Genomic DNA, 14,500 nt, shown 5'->3' with positions numbered 1-14,500 from the left:
GTTCATCGGGTGGACCTGCAAGTGCAGGGGCGCCGACAATCAAGACTTTTGGAGAAGGAAGCTGCGTGTTCACGTTCAAGAATCTGACGGTGTTTCGCATGGAGCCGGGCTGGTCGGCATCGCTCGAACAGATCGAGGCCGGGCTGGAGAAGGCCCGCTTCGTCGAGTGTGGCTCGACGCAGGAGGAATCGGCTGGCTGGGTGCCGCCCCGCGGGCCGGCCGAGGCGCCGCTGGCCGAGACCGTGCGCGGGCAGTGGCTGATGCGGCTGATGATCGAGCAGCGGGTGCTGCCGGGTTCGGTGGTCAAGCGCCGCATCGACGAGATCGCCGCCCGCATCGAGCGCGAGACCGGTCGCAAGCCCGGTCGCAAGCAGACCAAGGAACTCAAGGAGCAGGCCACGCTGGAGTTGCTGCCGATGGCGTTCACCAAGCGCTCGGCCGTCAACGTGTGGCTGTCGCCGGACACCGGCTTCCTGGTGCTCGACACCAGCAGCCCGGGTCGGGCCGACGAGGTGGTGACGCTGCTGGTCAAGGCGCTCGACGGCCTGTCCGTCCGGGCGCTGCACACCCAGGAGTCACCCGCTGCCGTGATGGCCGACTGGCTGCTCACCGGCGAGCCGGCGGCCGATTTCACGGTCGACCGGGAATGCGAGCTGAAGTCCAGTGACGAGATGAAGTCGGTGGTGCGCTATGCCCGTCACCCGCTGGACACCGACGAGGTGCGCCAGCACATCACGCAGGGCAAGATGCCCACCCGGCTGGCGATGACCTGGAATGGCCGCGTCTCCTTCGTGCTGACCGAGGGGATGCAGTTGCGCAAGATCGAGTTCCTGGATGGCGTCCTGGACACGGATGGCAGCGCCGAAGAGCGATTCGATGCCGATGTCGCCATCATCACCACGGAATTGACGCATGGGTTGACGGCCCTGATCGAGGCTTTGGGCGGTGAGCACCAAGTTGTAATGTGAGCACGAAGCCTGTTGCTTCGAGTTGCAACAACTTCGGTCTGACTGCACGCTTCAGGGGTGCGGGACGTTAGACTGAATTTGCATTTCTGGATACCTCCCATGTCACTACACAGAAAACCCAAGTCCCAACAAGCTTTTCTGCTGGAAGCGATGCAGCGCATGGAGATGGACCCGGACCAGTTCGCCCGTCGGCTGGGGGCATCGCGTCGCCGGCTGGACGACTGGCTCAAGCGCACGGGCGAGCCGGGTTCGATCGAACTGGACCCGGTGATCTGGACCTTCGTGCGCGAACTGGTGGAGCGTGCCGAGATGCCCGACAGTGCCGCTGCGCCGCTGGGGCCGCCCGAGGTGCCCCAAGGTCGCTCGCGCTTCAGCTCGCCCGGTCGCTGGGTGGCGTGAGACCCAGGGCTGCCAGCACCGCCAGTGGGGCAGTTTCCGACCGCAGTACCCGTGTTCCCAGGCTGATGGCCCGCGCGCCGATGCCGCGCACCAGGGTTTCCTCCGCCGGACTGAACCCACCTTCCGGACCACTGTAGACCCGCAGTCGCCCGACACCGCCACCGAGGTCCTGCGCCATCCGTCTGGCCATGGGCACGGCCTCGGCCAGACTCAGCAACCAGTTGGGGGTGTCCGCGTCAGCGGCCGCCAGTGCCGCGGCCTGCGACAGGGTGCGCACCGGCGCGATCAGCGGCACGCGGGTGCGCCCGCTCTGCTCGGCCGCTGCCACGGCGACCGCCTGCCAGTGTTCCCGCTTGCGCTCGGCCCGCTCGCCCGACAGCCGCAGCACCGAACGCTCGCACACCACCGGCTCGATCGCCGCCGCGCCCAGCTCGGTCGCCTTCTCGATCAGCCAGTCGAAGCGGTCGTTGGCCGGCATGCCCGCCACCAGCGTCACGGCGATCGGCAGTTCGCGCTCGACCGGATCGTGCGCCGTCACCCGCACCTCGACCGACTGGCGGCCCATGCGCACGATCTCCGCGCGCCACTCGCCGCCCTGGCCATTGAACAGGGTGATCTCCTCGCCCGGCTGCAGGCGCAGCACCTGTACATGGCGGGCCGCACCGGCGGGCAGGGCGAGTTCGGCATCGGCGCTCAGCGGCGCATCCAGATAGAGACGGGCGGGCATGGTGGGTGTGCGGTCGGGGAGGAGGGGCTCAGGCGCGGATGCGGCGGACGAGGGCGGTGGTCGAGTAGCCATCGACGAAGGACAGCGCCTGTGCCCGGCCGCCCCAGCTGCGCACGAGGCGCGTCTCTTCGAGCGCCTCGATGTCGTAGTCACCGCCCTTGACGTAGACGTCGGGCCGGATGGCCTGCAGCAGCGTGCAGGGGGTCGGCTCGTCGAACAGCACGACCAGGCTGATGCTCTCCAGTGCGGCCAGCACGCAGGCGCGGTCGGCTTCGGCGTTGAGCGGACGGTCCGGGCCCTTGCCCAGGCCGCGGGCCGAGGCGTCGCTGTTCAGGCCGAGCACGAGACTGGCGCCGAGCGCACGTGCCTGCGCCAGATAGGTCACATGGCCGCGGTGCAGCAGGTCGAACACGCCGTTGGTGAACACCATCGGCCGCGGCAGCGCCGCCAGCCGCGCGGGCAGGTCCTCGCGCCGGCAGAGCTTGTCGAAAAAGGCGGGGAGCGCGGGCAGGGCAGGGGCGTCGTTCATGGGGCGGGATTGTCGCCGCAGTTACTGCCGGTGGCCGGTGCGGCGACTAGAGTGCCCGAAGTCCGCCCCACACCACCACGGAGACCCCGATGACCGCATCCACCACCGCCCCTGTCCTGCGCCTGCACGGCTTTGCCCTGTCCAACTACTACAACAAGGTCAAGCTGGTCCTGCTGGAGAAGGGCCTGCCGTTCGAGGAGGTGGTGGTGCTGCCGCGGGGCGGCGAGGACGTGCTGGTGAACTCCCCGCTCGGCAAGCTGCCCTATCTGGTGACCGAGCATGGCCCGCTGTGCGAGAGCGCGGTGATCGTCGACTACCTGGAGGCGGCCTATCCTGCCGTGCCGCTGCTGCCGGCCGATCCGTTTGCCGCGGCCAAGGTGCGCGAGCTGTCGCTGTTCATGGACATCCACCTGGAGCTGGTGGCCCGCATGCTCTATGCGCAGGCGTTTTTCGGCGGCAAGGTGTCGGACGGCGTGATCGCCAAGGCGCGGGGGCAGCTGGAGAAGAACATCGCGGCGTTCAAGCGCCTGGCCCGGTTTGCGCCGTACGTGGCGGGTGACACCTTCACGCTGGCCGACTGCACGGCCGTGGCGCACCTGCCGCTGGTGGCGATGTCGACCAAGCTGGTCTGCGGCGAGGATCTGCTGGCGGCGCAGGGCGTGGACTGGAAGGGCTACGTCAAGCTGATCGAACAACGCCCGACCGCGCAGAAGGTGGCCGCCGACCGCAAGGCCGACCAGCAGCGCGCCGCGCAGCTGGCTGCGCTGGGCAACGCGCCGGCCTGACGTCGCGATCACCGCCCGGGCAGGGCGCGGCGCAGCTGGATCGCCTCGGCGATGTGGCCGATCTCGGTGTCGGCCGCGCCGGCCAGATCGGCCACCGTGCGCGCCACGCGCATCACCCGGTGCAGGCTGCGGCCCGACCAGCCCAGGCGGGCGGCGGCGGTGTTCAGGAACTGTGTGGCGGCCGACTGCGCCCGGCAGTGGTCTGCCAGCACGCCAGCGTCCAGCTCGGCATTGCAGACTCCCTGGCGGGCCTGCTGGCGCTGCCGGGCGGCCACGACCCGTTCGGCGATGGCGGCGCTCGGCTCGCCGTCGGGCGCCGAGGACAGCTCTTCCGGCGCGATCGCCAGCACCTCGCCCCGCAGGTCGATCCGGTCCAGCAGCGGCCCCGACAGCCGGCCCTGGTAGCGCGCGATGGCTTCGGGCGTGCAGCGGCAGGCGCGCATGGTCGAGCCGAGCATGCCGCACGGACACGGGTTCATCGCCGCGACGAGCTGGCAGCGTGCCGGGAACTCGGCCTGCTGGGCGGCACGCGAGATGGTGATGCGGCCGTTCTCCAGCGGCTCGCGCAGTGCTTCGAGCGCGGCCCGCGGGAACTCCGGCAGCTCGTCGAGAAAGAGCACGCCGTGGTGGGCCAGCGAGATCTCGCCTGGTCGTGGAGGAGAACCTCCGCCCACGAGTGCCACCGAGGAAGCGGAATGGTGGGGGGACCGCAGCACCCGCTGTGACCAGGTCCCGGGATCGAACCGCCCGGCCAGACTGAGGACCGCAGCCGACTCCAGCGCCTGCGTTTCCTCCAGCGGCGGCAAGAGGCCGATGAGGCGCTGGGCCAGCATGGACTTGCCCGTTCCGGGCGGCCCGACCAACAGCACGCTGTGCTGGCCGGCGGCGGCGATTTCCAGTGCCCGCTTGGCGACGACCTGACCGCGCACGTCACGCAGATCCGGCAGCGGAGCCTGCGGGCGACCGGGTGGCGGCTGCGGTGCGCGCAGCGGCACGCAGTCGTCGCCGGGCTGCAGCGCGTGGACGACGTCCATCAGATGGTCCGCGCAGCGCAGGGGGAGGCCCGGCACGCGCGCAGCCTCCTCGGCGCTGGCGCGGGGCAGCACCAGCGTGCGCCGCGCGCCGCCCCGCTGCAGCGCGAGTGCCATCGCCAGGGCGCCGCGCACGGGGCGCAGATCCCCGGCCAGCGACAGCTCGCCCGCCAGCTCCAGCGTCTCCAGCATCGCCGGGTCGATGTGACCGGCGGCGGCGAGGATGCCCAGCGCGATCGGCAGGTCGAAGCGGCCACCCTCCTTGGGTAGATCGGCCGGTGCCAGGTTCACTGTGATCCGCTTGTTGTGGGGGAATTCGAGCCCGCTGTTTTGCAGCGCAGCGCGCACCCGCTCGCGCGACTCCTTGACTTCGGTGTCGGCCAGCCCGACCAGCGTGAAGCTGGGCAGGCCGTTGGCGAGGTGGACCTCGACCGTCACCGCCGGGGCTTGCAGGCCGAGCAGGGCGCGGCTGTGGACGATCGCGAGTGACATGGTGGTGCGTGGTCCGGGTCGGAACGGTGCGGGGGCGCAGCGGTGCCGTCCATTCTGCGCAGGTCCGCACGGTTCGGAACTCACCCTGATGGGGGAGATGCACCAATGCTGTGCATCGCGGAAACACCAAGCCGGTGCATCGGGGGTGTCGCGCGCGATCTGGTGGCCGTCACGGGATGTTTCAAGTGATGGCATGAAAGATGCAGAAGGTTGGCGGTATCTGTTCCAACACCAGTCAACCAGTCAGAGCAACCAGGAGCTGCCATGAAGATGGTCACTGCCATCATCAAGCCTTTCAAGCTTGATGAGGTTCGAGAAGCCCTCAGCAACATCGGCGTGCAGGGCATCACCGTCACCGAGGTCAAGGGGTTCGGGCGCCAGAAGGGCCACACCGAGCTGTACCGCGGTGCCGAGTACGTCGTCGACTTCCTGCCGAAGGTCAAGGTCGAGGCCGCCGTGGACGACGCGGTCGTGGACCGCGTGATCGAAGCCATCGAAGGCGCTGCACGCACCGGCAAGATCGGTGACGGCAAGATTTTCGTGACGTCGCTGGAGCAGGTGCTGCGCATCCGCACGGGCGAAACCGGCAAGGATGCCCTGTGAGCGCTCGCCACAGGAACGAGGAGAACACCAAATGAAGAAGCTGATCGCGTGGTTCGTCGCGCTGATGACGGTGGTCGGGATGCTGGGCTTCGCGCCCGCAGCACTGGCCGCCGATTTTCCGGACACGAAGGTGATGTTCGAGTCCGGCAAGGCCGAGGTGGCCGCCGATACCGCGGACTCCATGAAGGCCGTGGCCGATTTCCTGGCTGCCAACGCAGATGCCAAGGTGCAGCTGTCCGGCTTCGCCGACAACTCCGGCTCGCTGGAAGTCAACAAGGAACTGGCCAAGCAGCGCGCCCTCGCCGTGCGCGAGGCGCTGAAGGCGGCTGGCGTCGACGAGGCCCGCGTCGTGCTGCAGAAGCCCGAGGACATCACGGCCGGCGAGGGCGATGCGGCCCGCCGTGTCGAGATCACGCTGGCCAAGGTGGCTGCGCCCGCGGCGGCCGCTGAAGCAGCGCCTGCCGCTTCGGATGCCGCCCCCGCTGCTGCGCCGGCTCCGAAGATCGACAAGGGCGACACCGCCTGGATGATGCTGTCGACGCTGCTGGTCATCCTGATGACGGTGCCGGGTCTGGCGCTGTTCTACGGCGGCCTGGTGCGCTCGAAGAACATGCTGTCCGTGCTGATGCAGGTGATGGTCACGTTCTCGCTGATCGTCGTGCTGTGGTTCGTCTACGGCTACAGCCTGGCGTTCACCGAAGGCAATGCGTTCATCGGTGGCTTCGACCGCCTGTTCATGAAGGGCGTCTGGGACAACGTCGCCGGCACCTTCGCGCCGGCTGCCACGTTCAGCAAGGGGGTCTACATCCCCGAGATCGTGTTCGCTGCCTTCCAGGCCACCTTCGCCGGCATCACCTGCTGCCTGATCGTCGGCGCCTTCGCCGAACGCATCAAGTTCTCGGCTGTGCTGATGTTCATGGTGCTGTGGTTCACGTTCAGCTATGCGCCGGTCGCGCACATGGTCTGGTACTGGATGGGTCCGGATGCCTATGCCTCGAAGGAAGTCGCTGACGCGATGACCGCCAAGGCCGGTCTGATCTGGCAGTGGGGTGCGCTGGACTTCGCTGGCGGTACCGTGGTGCACATCAACGCGGCCGTGGCCGGTCTGGTCGGCTCCTACATGGTTGGCAAGCGCGTCGGCTACGGCCGCGAAGCGTTCACGCCGCACTCGCTGACGCTGACCATGGTCGGTGCCTCGCTGCTGTGGGTGGGCTGGTTCGGCTTCAACGCCGGCTCCGCCCTGGAAGCCAACAACTTCGCCGCACTGGCGTTCATCAACACCTTCATCGCCACCGCCGCTGCCGTTCTGGCCTGGTCGATGGGTGAGGCGCTGATGAAGGGCAAGGCCTCGATGCTGGGTGCTGCTTCGGGTGCCGTGGCGGGCCTGGTGGCGGTCACGCCGGCTGCTGGCAACGTCGGCATCCTGGGTGCGCTGATCATCGGCCTCATCGCCGGCTTCGTCTGCCTGTGGGGCGTGCATGGCCTCAAGCGCATGCTGGGTGCCGACGACTCGCTGGACGTGTTCGGCGTGCACGGTGTCGGTGGCATCCTGGGTGCCCTGCTGACCGGCGTGTTCAACTCGCCGAACCTGGGTGGCCCGAGCGCCGTGGCCGACTGGGTGACCGTGGGCATGATCGCCCCGGACGCCTACTCGATCGCGGGTCAGGTCTGGATCCAGGCCAAGGCCGTGATGCTGACCGTCGTGTGGTCGGCCGTGGTCTCGGTGATCGCCTACAAGATCGTGGATCTGGTGATCGGCCTGCGCGTGCCGGAAGACGACGAACGCGAAGGTCTGGACATCACCTCGCACGGCGAAACCGCTTACGCCAAGTGATCGTTTCCTGCTGATTGCCCTTCAAGGGGCCGCCTTCGGGCGGCCCCTTTTGTTTTGTCGCTGTACCCGCATCTGAAGACCTTCCTAGAATGGCCCTCATTCCCCTTCACCGCGCAGGTCGCCCACCATGGTTCCCCATCTCGTCACCGCACTGACCGGCCCGATCAACGAGCTCGAAGCCCGCATCCTCGACTCCATGCCGGCCATCGAGCGCTGGTTCCGCCTGGAGTGGATGGAGCACACGCCTCCCTTCTACACCTCGGTCGACGTGCGCAATGCCGGCTTCAAGCTCGCGCCGGTCGATACCAACCTGTTCCCCGGTGGCTGGAACAACCTGACACCCGAGATGCTGCCGCTGGCCGTGCAGGCGGCGATGGCCGCGATCGAGAAGATCTGTCCCGAGGCCAAGAACCTGCTGCTGATCCCCGAGAAGCACACCCGCAACACCTTCTACATGACGAATGTGGCGCGGCTGGTGCAGATCTTCACGCAGGCGGGGCTGAACGTGCGCCTGGGCTCGCTCGACCCGGAAGTGAAGGCGCCGACCACGTTCGAGCTGCCCGGCGGCGAGTCGCTCACGATGGAGCCGCTGCTGCGCACCCAGCGCCGCCTGGGGCTGAAGAACTTCGACCCCTGCACCATCCTGCTCAACAACGACCTGTCGGCGGGCATTCCGTCGGTGCTGGAAAACCTGCACGAGCAGTACCTGCTGCCGCCGCTGCACGCGGGCTGGGCCGTGCGGCGCAAGACCAACCACTTCCAGGCCTATGAAGAGGTCGCCAAGAAGTTCTCCAAGCTGATGGGCATGGATCCGTGGCTGATCAACCCGATGTTCAGCCAGTGCGGCGAGGTGAACTTCGCCGAGGGATCGGGCATCGAGTGCGTGCAGACCAATGTCGATGCGCTGCTGGGCAAGATCCGCCGCAAGTACAAGGAATACGGCATCAACGAGAAGCCGTTCGTGATCGTCAAGGCCGACAACGGCACCTATGGCATGGGCATCATGACGGTGCGGGACGCCAAGCAGCTTGACGAACTCAACCGCCGCACGCGCAACAAGATGAGCGTGATCAAGGATGGCCAGGAGGTCACCGAGGTGATCATCCAGGAGGGCGTGCCGACCTACGAGCGCATCAACGACGCGGTCGCCGAGCCGGTGGTCTACATGCTGGACCGCTATGTCGTGGGGGGCTTCTACCGCGTGCATGCCGACCGTGGCATCGACGAGAACCTCAACTCGCCGGGCGCGCAGTTCATCCCGCTGGCCTTCGCCGAGAGCAGCCACCTGCCGCGCCAGGGTGTCAAGCCGGGGGCGAGTGCACCGAACCGGTTCTACATGTACGGAGTGGTTGCGCGGCTGGCGATGCTGGCGGCGAGCTATGAACTGGAGGCGACGGATCCGGACGCGGAGGTCTACGACTGATCGCCCCCTGTGATTGTTTTACAGTGCCATGTTGACGCAGCTTGGATGCGTTGGCATAATCGAAGGCTCTTCTGGCTTGCGCACGTGCCTAGCCGCATGTGGCGCAATCTGGCTCCGCCCCAAACGCAACCGCTTGGTGAGTTTTCACCCAGTCGTTGTGACGGGCCCAAGACTGACCGCGAGCGGTGGCCGAGTGGGGCTATCAGCGCGGGATAAGTTGGGGATTCGACATGATCCAAATGCAATCGCGACTCGACGTCGCGGACAACACCGGTGCGAAGTCCGTCATGTGCATCAAGGTGCTTGGCGGTTCTAAGCGTCGTTATGCCGGTATCGGCGACGTGATCAAGGTCAGCATCAAAGAAGCTGCACCGCGTGGTCGCGTCAAAAAAGGCGAGGTCTACAACGCCGTGGTCGTTCGCACGGCCAAGGGCGTTCGCCGTCAGGACGGCTCGCTCGTCAAGTTCGATGGCAATGCAGCCGTGCTGCTCAATGCCAAGTTGGAGCCGATCGGCACCCGCATCTTCGGCCCGGTGACGCGTGAACTGCGTACCGAGCGCTTCATGAAGATCGTGTCCCTGGCTCCGGAAGTGCTCTAAGCCGACTGCGAAGGACAGGCCATGAACAAGATTCGCAAAGGCGACGAGGTCATCGTGCTGACCGGTCGCGACAAGGGCAAGCGCGGCGCGATTTCGCTGCGTGTTGATGAAGACCACGTGGTGGTTGACGGCATCAATGTCGTCAAGAAGCACGTGCGTCCGAACCCGCTGAAGGGCACGACCGGTGGCATCGTCGACAAGACCATGCCGATCCATCAATCGAATGTGGCGATCTTCAACCCCGCGACCGGCAAAGCCGACCGCGTGGGCATCAAGCTCCTGGCTGACGGCAAGAAAGTGCGCGTCTTCAAGTCCAGTGGCGAAGAGATCAAGGCCTGAGGCGGGGATCCGAGATGGCTCAACAACAAGCTCAAGCTCGTCTGCAAGCGTTCTATCGCGAGAAGGTCGTTCCTGACCTGATGCAGAAGTTCGGTTACACGTCGGTCATGGAAGTGCCGCGTTTCGAGAAGATCACCCTGAACATGGGTGTCTCCGAAGCGGTGTCCGACAAGAAGGTCATGGACCACGCCGTCGGCGACCTGACCAAGATCGCTGGCCAGAAGCCGGTCGTCACCAAGTCCCGCAAGGCCATCGCCGGTTTCAAGATCCGCGAGAACGTGCCCATCGGCTGCATGGTGACCCTGCGTGGTGTGCGCATGTTCGAATTCCTGGACCGTTTCGTGACGATCGCGCTGCCGCGCGTTCGTGACTTCCGCGGTATCTCGGGACGTTCGTTCGACGGTCGCGGCAACTACAACATCGGCGTCAAAGAACAGATCATCTTCCCCGAAATCGAATACGACAAGGTGGATGCTCTGCGTGGTCTGAACATCAGCATCACGACGACGGCCGGTACTGATGACGAGTGCAAGGCGCTGCTCACGGCCTTCCGTTTCCCGTTCAAGAACTGAGGCCCTCATGGCAAAAGTCTCTCTCATCCAGCGCGAAGAAAAGCGCGAGAAGCTGGTGGCCAAGTACGCCAAGAAGTACGCGGAACTGAAGGCCATCATCGACGACAGCAACAAGTCGGAAGAAGAGCGCTACATGGCGCGTCTGGCTCTGCAGAAGCTGCCCCGCAATGCCAATCCGACCCGTCTGCGTAGCCGCTGCGGGATCACCGGTCGTCCGCGCGGCACGTTCCGCAAGTTCGGTCTGGCGCGCAACAAGATTCGTGAACTGGCCTTCCGAGGCGACATCCCCGGTGTCGTCAAGGCGAGCTGGTAAGCCGGCCCCAGGGCACGAACAGGAGTTATTCCATGAGCATGAGTGATCCTATCGCCGACATGCTGACCCGCATCCGCAACGCGCAGATGGTCGAGAAGGCCAGCGTTGCGATGCCAGCGTCCAAATTGAAGGCTGCCATTGCGCAAGTCCTCAAGGACGAGGGTTACATCGACGGTTTCGCAGTCAAGACGACGGACGGCAAGTCCGAACTCCAGATCGGTCTGAAGTATTACGCCGGCCGCCCGGTGATTGAGCGCATCGAGCGCGTCAGTCGCCCTGGTCTGCGTATCTACAAGGGCCGTCACGACATCCCCCAGGTCCAGAACGGCCTGGGTGTCGCCATCGTCACCACCCCCAAGGGCGTGATGACCGACCGCAAGGCGCGCGCTTCCGGTATCGGTGGCGAAGTCCTCTGCTACGTCGCATAAGGCAGGAGACCCGGAAATGTCCCGCGTTGGAAAAATGTCGATCACCGTCCCGCAAGGCGTGGACGTGTCGGTCACCGAAGACCAGATCAGCGTCAAGGGTGCCAAGGGCACTCTGGTGCGTCCGGTGCATCGCCTGGTCAAGGTGAGCAACGAATCTGGCAAGCTGTCTTTTGCTCCGACCGATGATTCGGCCGCAGCCAATGCCATGTCCGGCACCGTGCGTGCGCTGGTCAACAACATGGTCAATGGCGTGAGCAAGGGTTTCGAGCGCAAGCTGAACTTGGTCGGCGTGGGTTTCCGCGCTCAAGCCTCGGGTCAGAAGCTCAACCTCCAGATCGGGTTCTCGCACCCCGTGGTCAAGGAAATGCCGGAAGGCATCAAGGTCGAGTGCCCCACTCAGACCGAAGTCCTGATCAAGGGTGCTGATCGCCAGGTCGTCGGCCAGCTGGCCGCAGAGGTTCGTGCCTTCCGTCCCCCTGAGCCCTACAAGGGCAAGGGCATCCGTTATTCGGATGAGAAGGTCACGATCAAAGAGACCAAGAAGAAGTAAGGAGCCGCACCATGTTGAACAAGAAAGAACAGCGCCTGCGCCGCTCCCGTCAGACCCGTGCCCGCATTGCATTGCAGGGCGCGGTTCGTCTGAGCGTCTTCCGCTCGAACCTGCACATCTACGCCAGCGTGATTTCCGGCGACGGCTCGAAGGTGCTCGCCAGCGCTTCGACCGCCGAAAAGGAAGTCCGCGAGCAGCTCGGCGCGGCTGGCAAAGGCGGCAACGTCGATGCCGCGACGCTGATCGGCAAGCGCATCGCCGAGAAGGCCAAGGCCGCCGGCGTCGAGAAGGTGGCGTTCGATCGCTCTGGTTTCGCGTACCACGGCCGCATCAAGGCGCTGGCCGATGCAGCGCGCGAAGCCGGTCTGCAGTTCTGATCCGCCTCGCTCGAAACGAAGGAATACAAAATGGCTAAGTTTCAACCGAAGGTTGCTGACGAAGGTCGCGACGACGGCATGCGCGAGAAGATGATCCAAGTCAACCGCGTGACCAAGGTGGTCAAGGGCGGCCGGATCATGGCGTTTGCTGCACTCACCGTGGTTGGTGATGGCGACGGTCGCATCGGCATGGGCAAGGGCAAGGCGCGTGAAGTGCCGGTGTCCGTCCAGAAGGCGATGGAATCGGCGCGCCGCGGCATGGTCAAGATCCCGCTGCGCAACGGCACCGTGCCGCACAACGCGACTGGTGAGCATGGTGCTGCCAAGGTCCTGCTGGCGCCCGCGCCCGCTGGTACCGGCATCATCGCTGGCGGTCCGATGCGCGCTGTGTTCGAAGTCATGGGCATCACCGACATCGTCGCGAAGAGCCTCGGATCCTCGAACCCGTACAACATGGTTCGCGCCACGTTCGACGCCCTGTCTCGCATGACGACCCCGTCCGCGGTGGCCGCCAAGCGTGGCAAGACGCTTGAAGAAATCTTCAACTGAGCGGGCCGGAGGACAACATGTCTGAGAACACCGACAAGAAGACCGTCAAGGTCAAGCTGGTCAAGAGCCCGATCGGCACCCGCGAATCGCACCGTGCCACGGTGCGTGGTCTGGGCCTGCGTGGCATGAACACCGAATCCGTGCTGGAAGACACCCCTGCGGTGCGCGGCATGATCAACAAGGTCTCGTACCTGGTGAAGGTGCTGTAATCATGGAACTCAATTCGATCAAACCGGCATCGGGTGCGAAGCACTCCAAGCGCCGCGTGGGTCGCGGCATCGGTTCCGGCCTGGGCAAGACCGCTGGTCGCGGTCACAAGGGTCAGAAATCGCGTGCTGGTGGCTACCACAAGGTGGGCTTCGAAGGCGGTCAGATGCCGCTGCAACGTCGTCTGCCGAAGCGCGGCTTCAAGTCGCAACTGCTGAAGTACAACGCTGAAGTCACCCTGTCGCAACTGCAGAACCTGGCGGTCGACGAAGTCGACGTGCTGGTGCTGAAGCAGGCCGGTCTGGTGGCTGACATGGTAAAGAACGTCAAGGTCATCAAGTCCGGCGAGCTGACCAAGAAGGTCGTGCTGAAGGGCGTGGCGGCAACCGCTGGTGCGCTGGTGGTCATCGAAGTCGCTGGCGGCTCGATCGCTGCCTGAGTCACAGGTCTTCCGTGGCAACGAACCCGACACAACTGGCCAAGAACGGCAAGTTCGGCGATCTGCGTCGCCGACTGGTGTTCTTGCTGCTGGCCTTGGTGGTTTACCGCATCGGCGCGCACATTCCGGTTCCCGGCATCAACCCTGAGCAGCTTGCACAGCTGTTCAAGGGCCAGCAGGGTGGCATCCTGAACCTGTTCAACATGTTCTCGGGTGGCGCGCTGTCCCGGTTCACCGTCTTTGCGCTGGGAATCATGCCGTACATCTCGGCATCGATCATCGTGCAGCTCATGGGCTACGTGATCCCGACGCTGGAGTCGCTGAAGAAGGAAGGCGAAGCCGGTCGTCGCAAGATCACGCAGTACACCCGTTACGGTGCACTGGGTCTGGCACTGTTCCAGTCGATGGGCATTGCCCTGGCGCTGGAAGGGTCAGCCGGCCTGGTGATCGATCCGGGTCCGATGTTCCGCATCACGGCCATCGTCAGCCTCACGGCTGGCACGATGTTCCTGATGTGGCTGGGTGAGCAGATCACCGAACGTGGTCTGGGCAACGGCATCTCGATCCTGATTTTCTCGGGGATCGCGGCTGGTTTGCCTGGTGCGATCGGCGGGCTGGTCAACCTGATCAACACCGGGGCGATGAGCGTGATCGTGGCGCTGCTGATCGTGCTGATCGTGATCGCGGTGACGTTTGTGGTCGTGTTCGTCGAGCGGGCTCAACGCAAGATCCTGGTCAACTATGCCAAGCGGCAGGTTGGCAACAAGGTCTACGGTGGTCAGTCGTCGCATCTGCCGCTGAAGGTCAACATGGCGGGTGTGATTCCGCCGATCTTCGCGTCGTCCATCATCCTGCTGCCGGCGACGGTGGTGGGCTGGTTCGCGACCGGTGAAAAGCTGCGCTGGTTGAAGGACATCTCGTCGGCGCTGTCGCCGGGGCAGCCGATCTATGTGCTGCTCTACGCGGCGATGATCGTGTTCTTCTGCTTCTTCTACACGGCGCTGGTGTTCAACAGCCGTGAGACCGCAGACAACCTGAAGAAGAGTGGTGCGTTCATTCCGGGGATTCGTCCTGGCGAGCAGACCGCGAAGTACATCGACAAGATCCTCGGGCGCCTGACGCTCGGTGGTGCGGTGTACATCACGCTGGTCTGTCTGCTGCCCGAGTTCCTGGTGCTGAAGTACAACGTGCCGTTCTACTTCGGTGGAACGTCGCTGCTGATCATTGTTGTCGTGACGATGGACTTCTGGGCGCAGGTCCAGTCGTACGTGATGTCGCAGCAATACGAAACGCTGTTGAAGAAGTCCAGTTTCAAGGCAAGCTGAACTTCAGGGCA

Annotated in this window: 20 protein-coding genes; 17 read left to right on the top strand and 3 right to left on the bottom strand. The window is 65.0% G+C overall.

All coding sequences use genetic code 11. The features are described from left to right. Positions 1 to 65: 65 nt before the first annotated feature. Entirely contained in the window at positions 66 to 968 is a 903-nt protein-coding gene (locus BDD16_RS06510; RefSeq protein WP_310732791.1) for a recombination-associated protein RdgC, read from the top strand. 99 nt (positions 969 to 1,067) lie between these two features. After that, positions 1,068 to 1,367 (top strand): hypothetical protein, encoded by a 300-nt coding sequence (locus BDD16_RS06505; protein WP_179633198.1) that lies wholly within the window; start codon positions 1,068 to 1,070, stop codon positions 1,365 to 1,367. Here BDD16_RS06505 and BDD16_RS06500 read toward each other — a convergent pair. Next, positions 1,339 to 2,094 carry a 16S rRNA (uracil(1498)-N(3))-methyltransferase gene (locus tag BDD16_RS06500; protein ID WP_179633197.1) on the bottom strand — a complete coding sequence of 252 codons (756 nt, stop codon included), beginning with the start codon at positions 2,092 to 2,094 and terminating at the stop codon, positions 1,339 to 1,341. The two genes, BDD16_RS06505 and BDD16_RS06500, sit on opposite strands and share 29 nt — an antisense overlap. Before the next feature lie 28 nt (positions 2,095 to 2,122). Further along, entirely contained in the window at positions 2,123 to 2,623 is a 501-nt protein-coding gene (gene rfaE2, locus BDD16_RS06495) for a D-glycero-beta-D-manno-heptose 1-phosphate adenylyltransferase (RefSeq protein WP_179633196.1), read from the bottom strand. An 89-nt stretch (positions 2,624 to 2,712) separates the two neighbouring features. On the opposite strand from rfaE2, the gene BDD16_RS06490 reads away from it, so the two are divergent. Further along, the gene (locus BDD16_RS06490; protein WP_179633195.1) at positions 2,713 to 3,408 is read left to right on the top strand and encodes a glutathione S-transferase family protein; all 696 of its coding nucleotides are present in this window, start codon (positions 2,713 to 2,715) and stop codon (positions 3,406 to 3,408) included. Positions 3,409 to 3,416: 8 nt separating this feature from the next. Here the strand turns inward: BDD16_RS06490 and BDD16_RS06485 are convergent, their stop codons facing one another. Further along, on the bottom strand, positions 3,417 to 4,931 hold the full coding sequence (locus BDD16_RS06485; RefSeq protein WP_179633194.1) for a YifB family Mg chelatase-like AAA ATPase: 1,515 nt from the start codon (positions 4,929 to 4,931) through the stop codon (positions 3,417 to 3,419). A 264-nt stretch (positions 4,932 to 5,195) separates the two neighbouring features. Here BDD16_RS06485 and BDD16_RS06480 point away from each other — a divergent pair, with 264 nt between their 5' ends. The 14 genes from BDD16_RS06480 to secY all read left to right on the top strand — a co-directional run bounded on the left by BDD16_RS06480 (position 5,196) and on the right by secY (position 14,489). Further along, positions 5,196 to 5,534: a P-II family nitrogen regulator gene (locus BDD16_RS06480; RefSeq protein ID WP_179633193.1), complete on the top strand. Its 339-nt coding sequence runs from the start codon at positions 5,196 to 5,198 to the stop codon at positions 5,532 to 5,534. 31 nt (positions 5,535 to 5,565) lie between these two features. Beyond that, entirely contained in the window at positions 5,566 to 7,368 is a 1,803-nt protein-coding gene (amt, locus tag BDD16_RS06470; protein WP_218897713.1) for an ammonium transporter, read from the top strand. A 127-nt stretch (positions 7,369 to 7,495) separates the two neighbouring features. After that, a complete protein-coding gene (gene gshA, locus BDD16_RS06465; protein WP_179633192.1) occupies positions 7,496 to 8,791 on the top strand; it encodes a glutamate--cysteine ligase in 1,296 nt (431 codons plus the stop codon). A 230-nt stretch (positions 8,792 to 9,021) separates the two neighbouring features. Next, positions 9,022 to 9,390 carry a 50S ribosomal protein L14 gene (rplN, locus tag BDD16_RS06460; protein WP_173805738.1) on the top strand — a complete coding sequence of 123 codons (369 nt, stop codon included), beginning with the start codon at positions 9,022 to 9,024 and terminating at the stop codon, positions 9,388 to 9,390. Positions 9,391 to 9,411: 21 nt separating this feature from the next. Then, complete coding sequence (gene rplX, locus BDD16_RS06455) at positions 9,412 to 9,729, top strand: 50S ribosomal protein L24 (RefSeq protein WP_179633191.1); 318 nt, start codon at positions 9,412 to 9,414, stop codon at positions 9,727 to 9,729. A gap of 14 nt (positions 9,730 to 9,743) precedes the next feature. Beyond that, positions 9,744 to 10,301: a 50S ribosomal protein L5 gene (gene rplE, locus BDD16_RS06450; protein WP_179633190.1), complete on the top strand. Its 558-nt coding sequence runs from the start codon at positions 9,744 to 9,746 to the stop codon at positions 10,299 to 10,301. A 7-nt stretch (positions 10,302 to 10,308) separates the two neighbouring features. Continuing rightward, positions 10,309 to 10,614, top strand: coding sequence for a 30S ribosomal protein S14 (gene rpsN, locus BDD16_RS06445; RefSeq protein WP_179633189.1), 306 nt, complete (start codon positions 10,309 to 10,311; stop codon positions 10,612 to 10,614). A gap of 32 nt (positions 10,615 to 10,646) precedes the next feature. Beyond that, positions 10,647 to 11,042: a 30S ribosomal protein S8 gene (gene rpsH / locus BDD16_RS06440; protein ID WP_179633188.1), complete on the top strand. Its 396-nt coding sequence runs from the start codon at positions 10,647 to 10,649 to the stop codon at positions 11,040 to 11,042. 16 nt (positions 11,043 to 11,058) lie between these two features. Next, positions 11,059 to 11,592, top strand: coding sequence for a 50S ribosomal protein L6 (rplF, locus tag BDD16_RS06435; protein ID WP_179633187.1), 534 nt, complete (start codon positions 11,059 to 11,061; stop codon positions 11,590 to 11,592). A gap of 11 nt (positions 11,593 to 11,603) precedes the next feature. After that, positions 11,604 to 11,969 (top strand): 50S ribosomal protein L18, encoded by a 366-nt coding sequence (gene rplR, locus BDD16_RS06430; RefSeq protein ID WP_179633186.1) that lies wholly within the window; start codon positions 11,604 to 11,606, stop codon positions 11,967 to 11,969. A gap of 30 nt (positions 11,970 to 11,999) precedes the next feature. After that, the gene (gene rpsE, locus BDD16_RS06425; RefSeq protein ID WP_179633185.1) at positions 12,000 to 12,518 is read left to right on the top strand and encodes a 30S ribosomal protein S5; all 519 of its coding nucleotides are present in this window, start codon (positions 12,000 to 12,002) and stop codon (positions 12,516 to 12,518) included. Positions 12,519 to 12,535: 17 nt separating this feature from the next. Beyond that, positions 12,536 to 12,727, top strand: coding sequence for a 50S ribosomal protein L30 (gene rpmD / locus BDD16_RS06420; RefSeq protein ID WP_179633184.1), 192 nt, complete (start codon positions 12,536 to 12,538; stop codon positions 12,725 to 12,727). 2 nt (positions 12,728 to 12,729) lie between these two features. Beyond that, positions 12,730 to 13,164 carry a 50S ribosomal protein L15 gene (rplO, locus tag BDD16_RS06415; protein ID WP_179633183.1) on the top strand — a complete coding sequence of 145 codons (435 nt, stop codon included), beginning with the start codon at positions 12,730 to 12,732 and terminating at the stop codon, positions 13,162 to 13,164. Positions 13,165 to 13,178: 14 nt separating this feature from the next. Next, positions 13,179 to 14,489, top strand: coding sequence for a preprotein translocase subunit SecY (secY, locus tag BDD16_RS06410; RefSeq protein ID WP_179633182.1), 1,311 nt, complete (start codon positions 13,179 to 13,181; stop codon positions 14,487 to 14,489). Positions 14,490 to 14,500: the final 11 nt, after the last annotated feature.

The sequence above is a fragment of the Sphaerotilus montanus genome (genome assembly GCF_013410775.1).
GTDB lineage: Bacteria > Pseudomonadota > Gammaproteobacteria > Burkholderiales > Burkholderiaceae_C > Sphaerotilus > Sphaerotilus montanus.
Note: the sequence above shows the minus strand (reverse complement) of the source record. Positions and strands in the feature narration are given on the sequence as shown.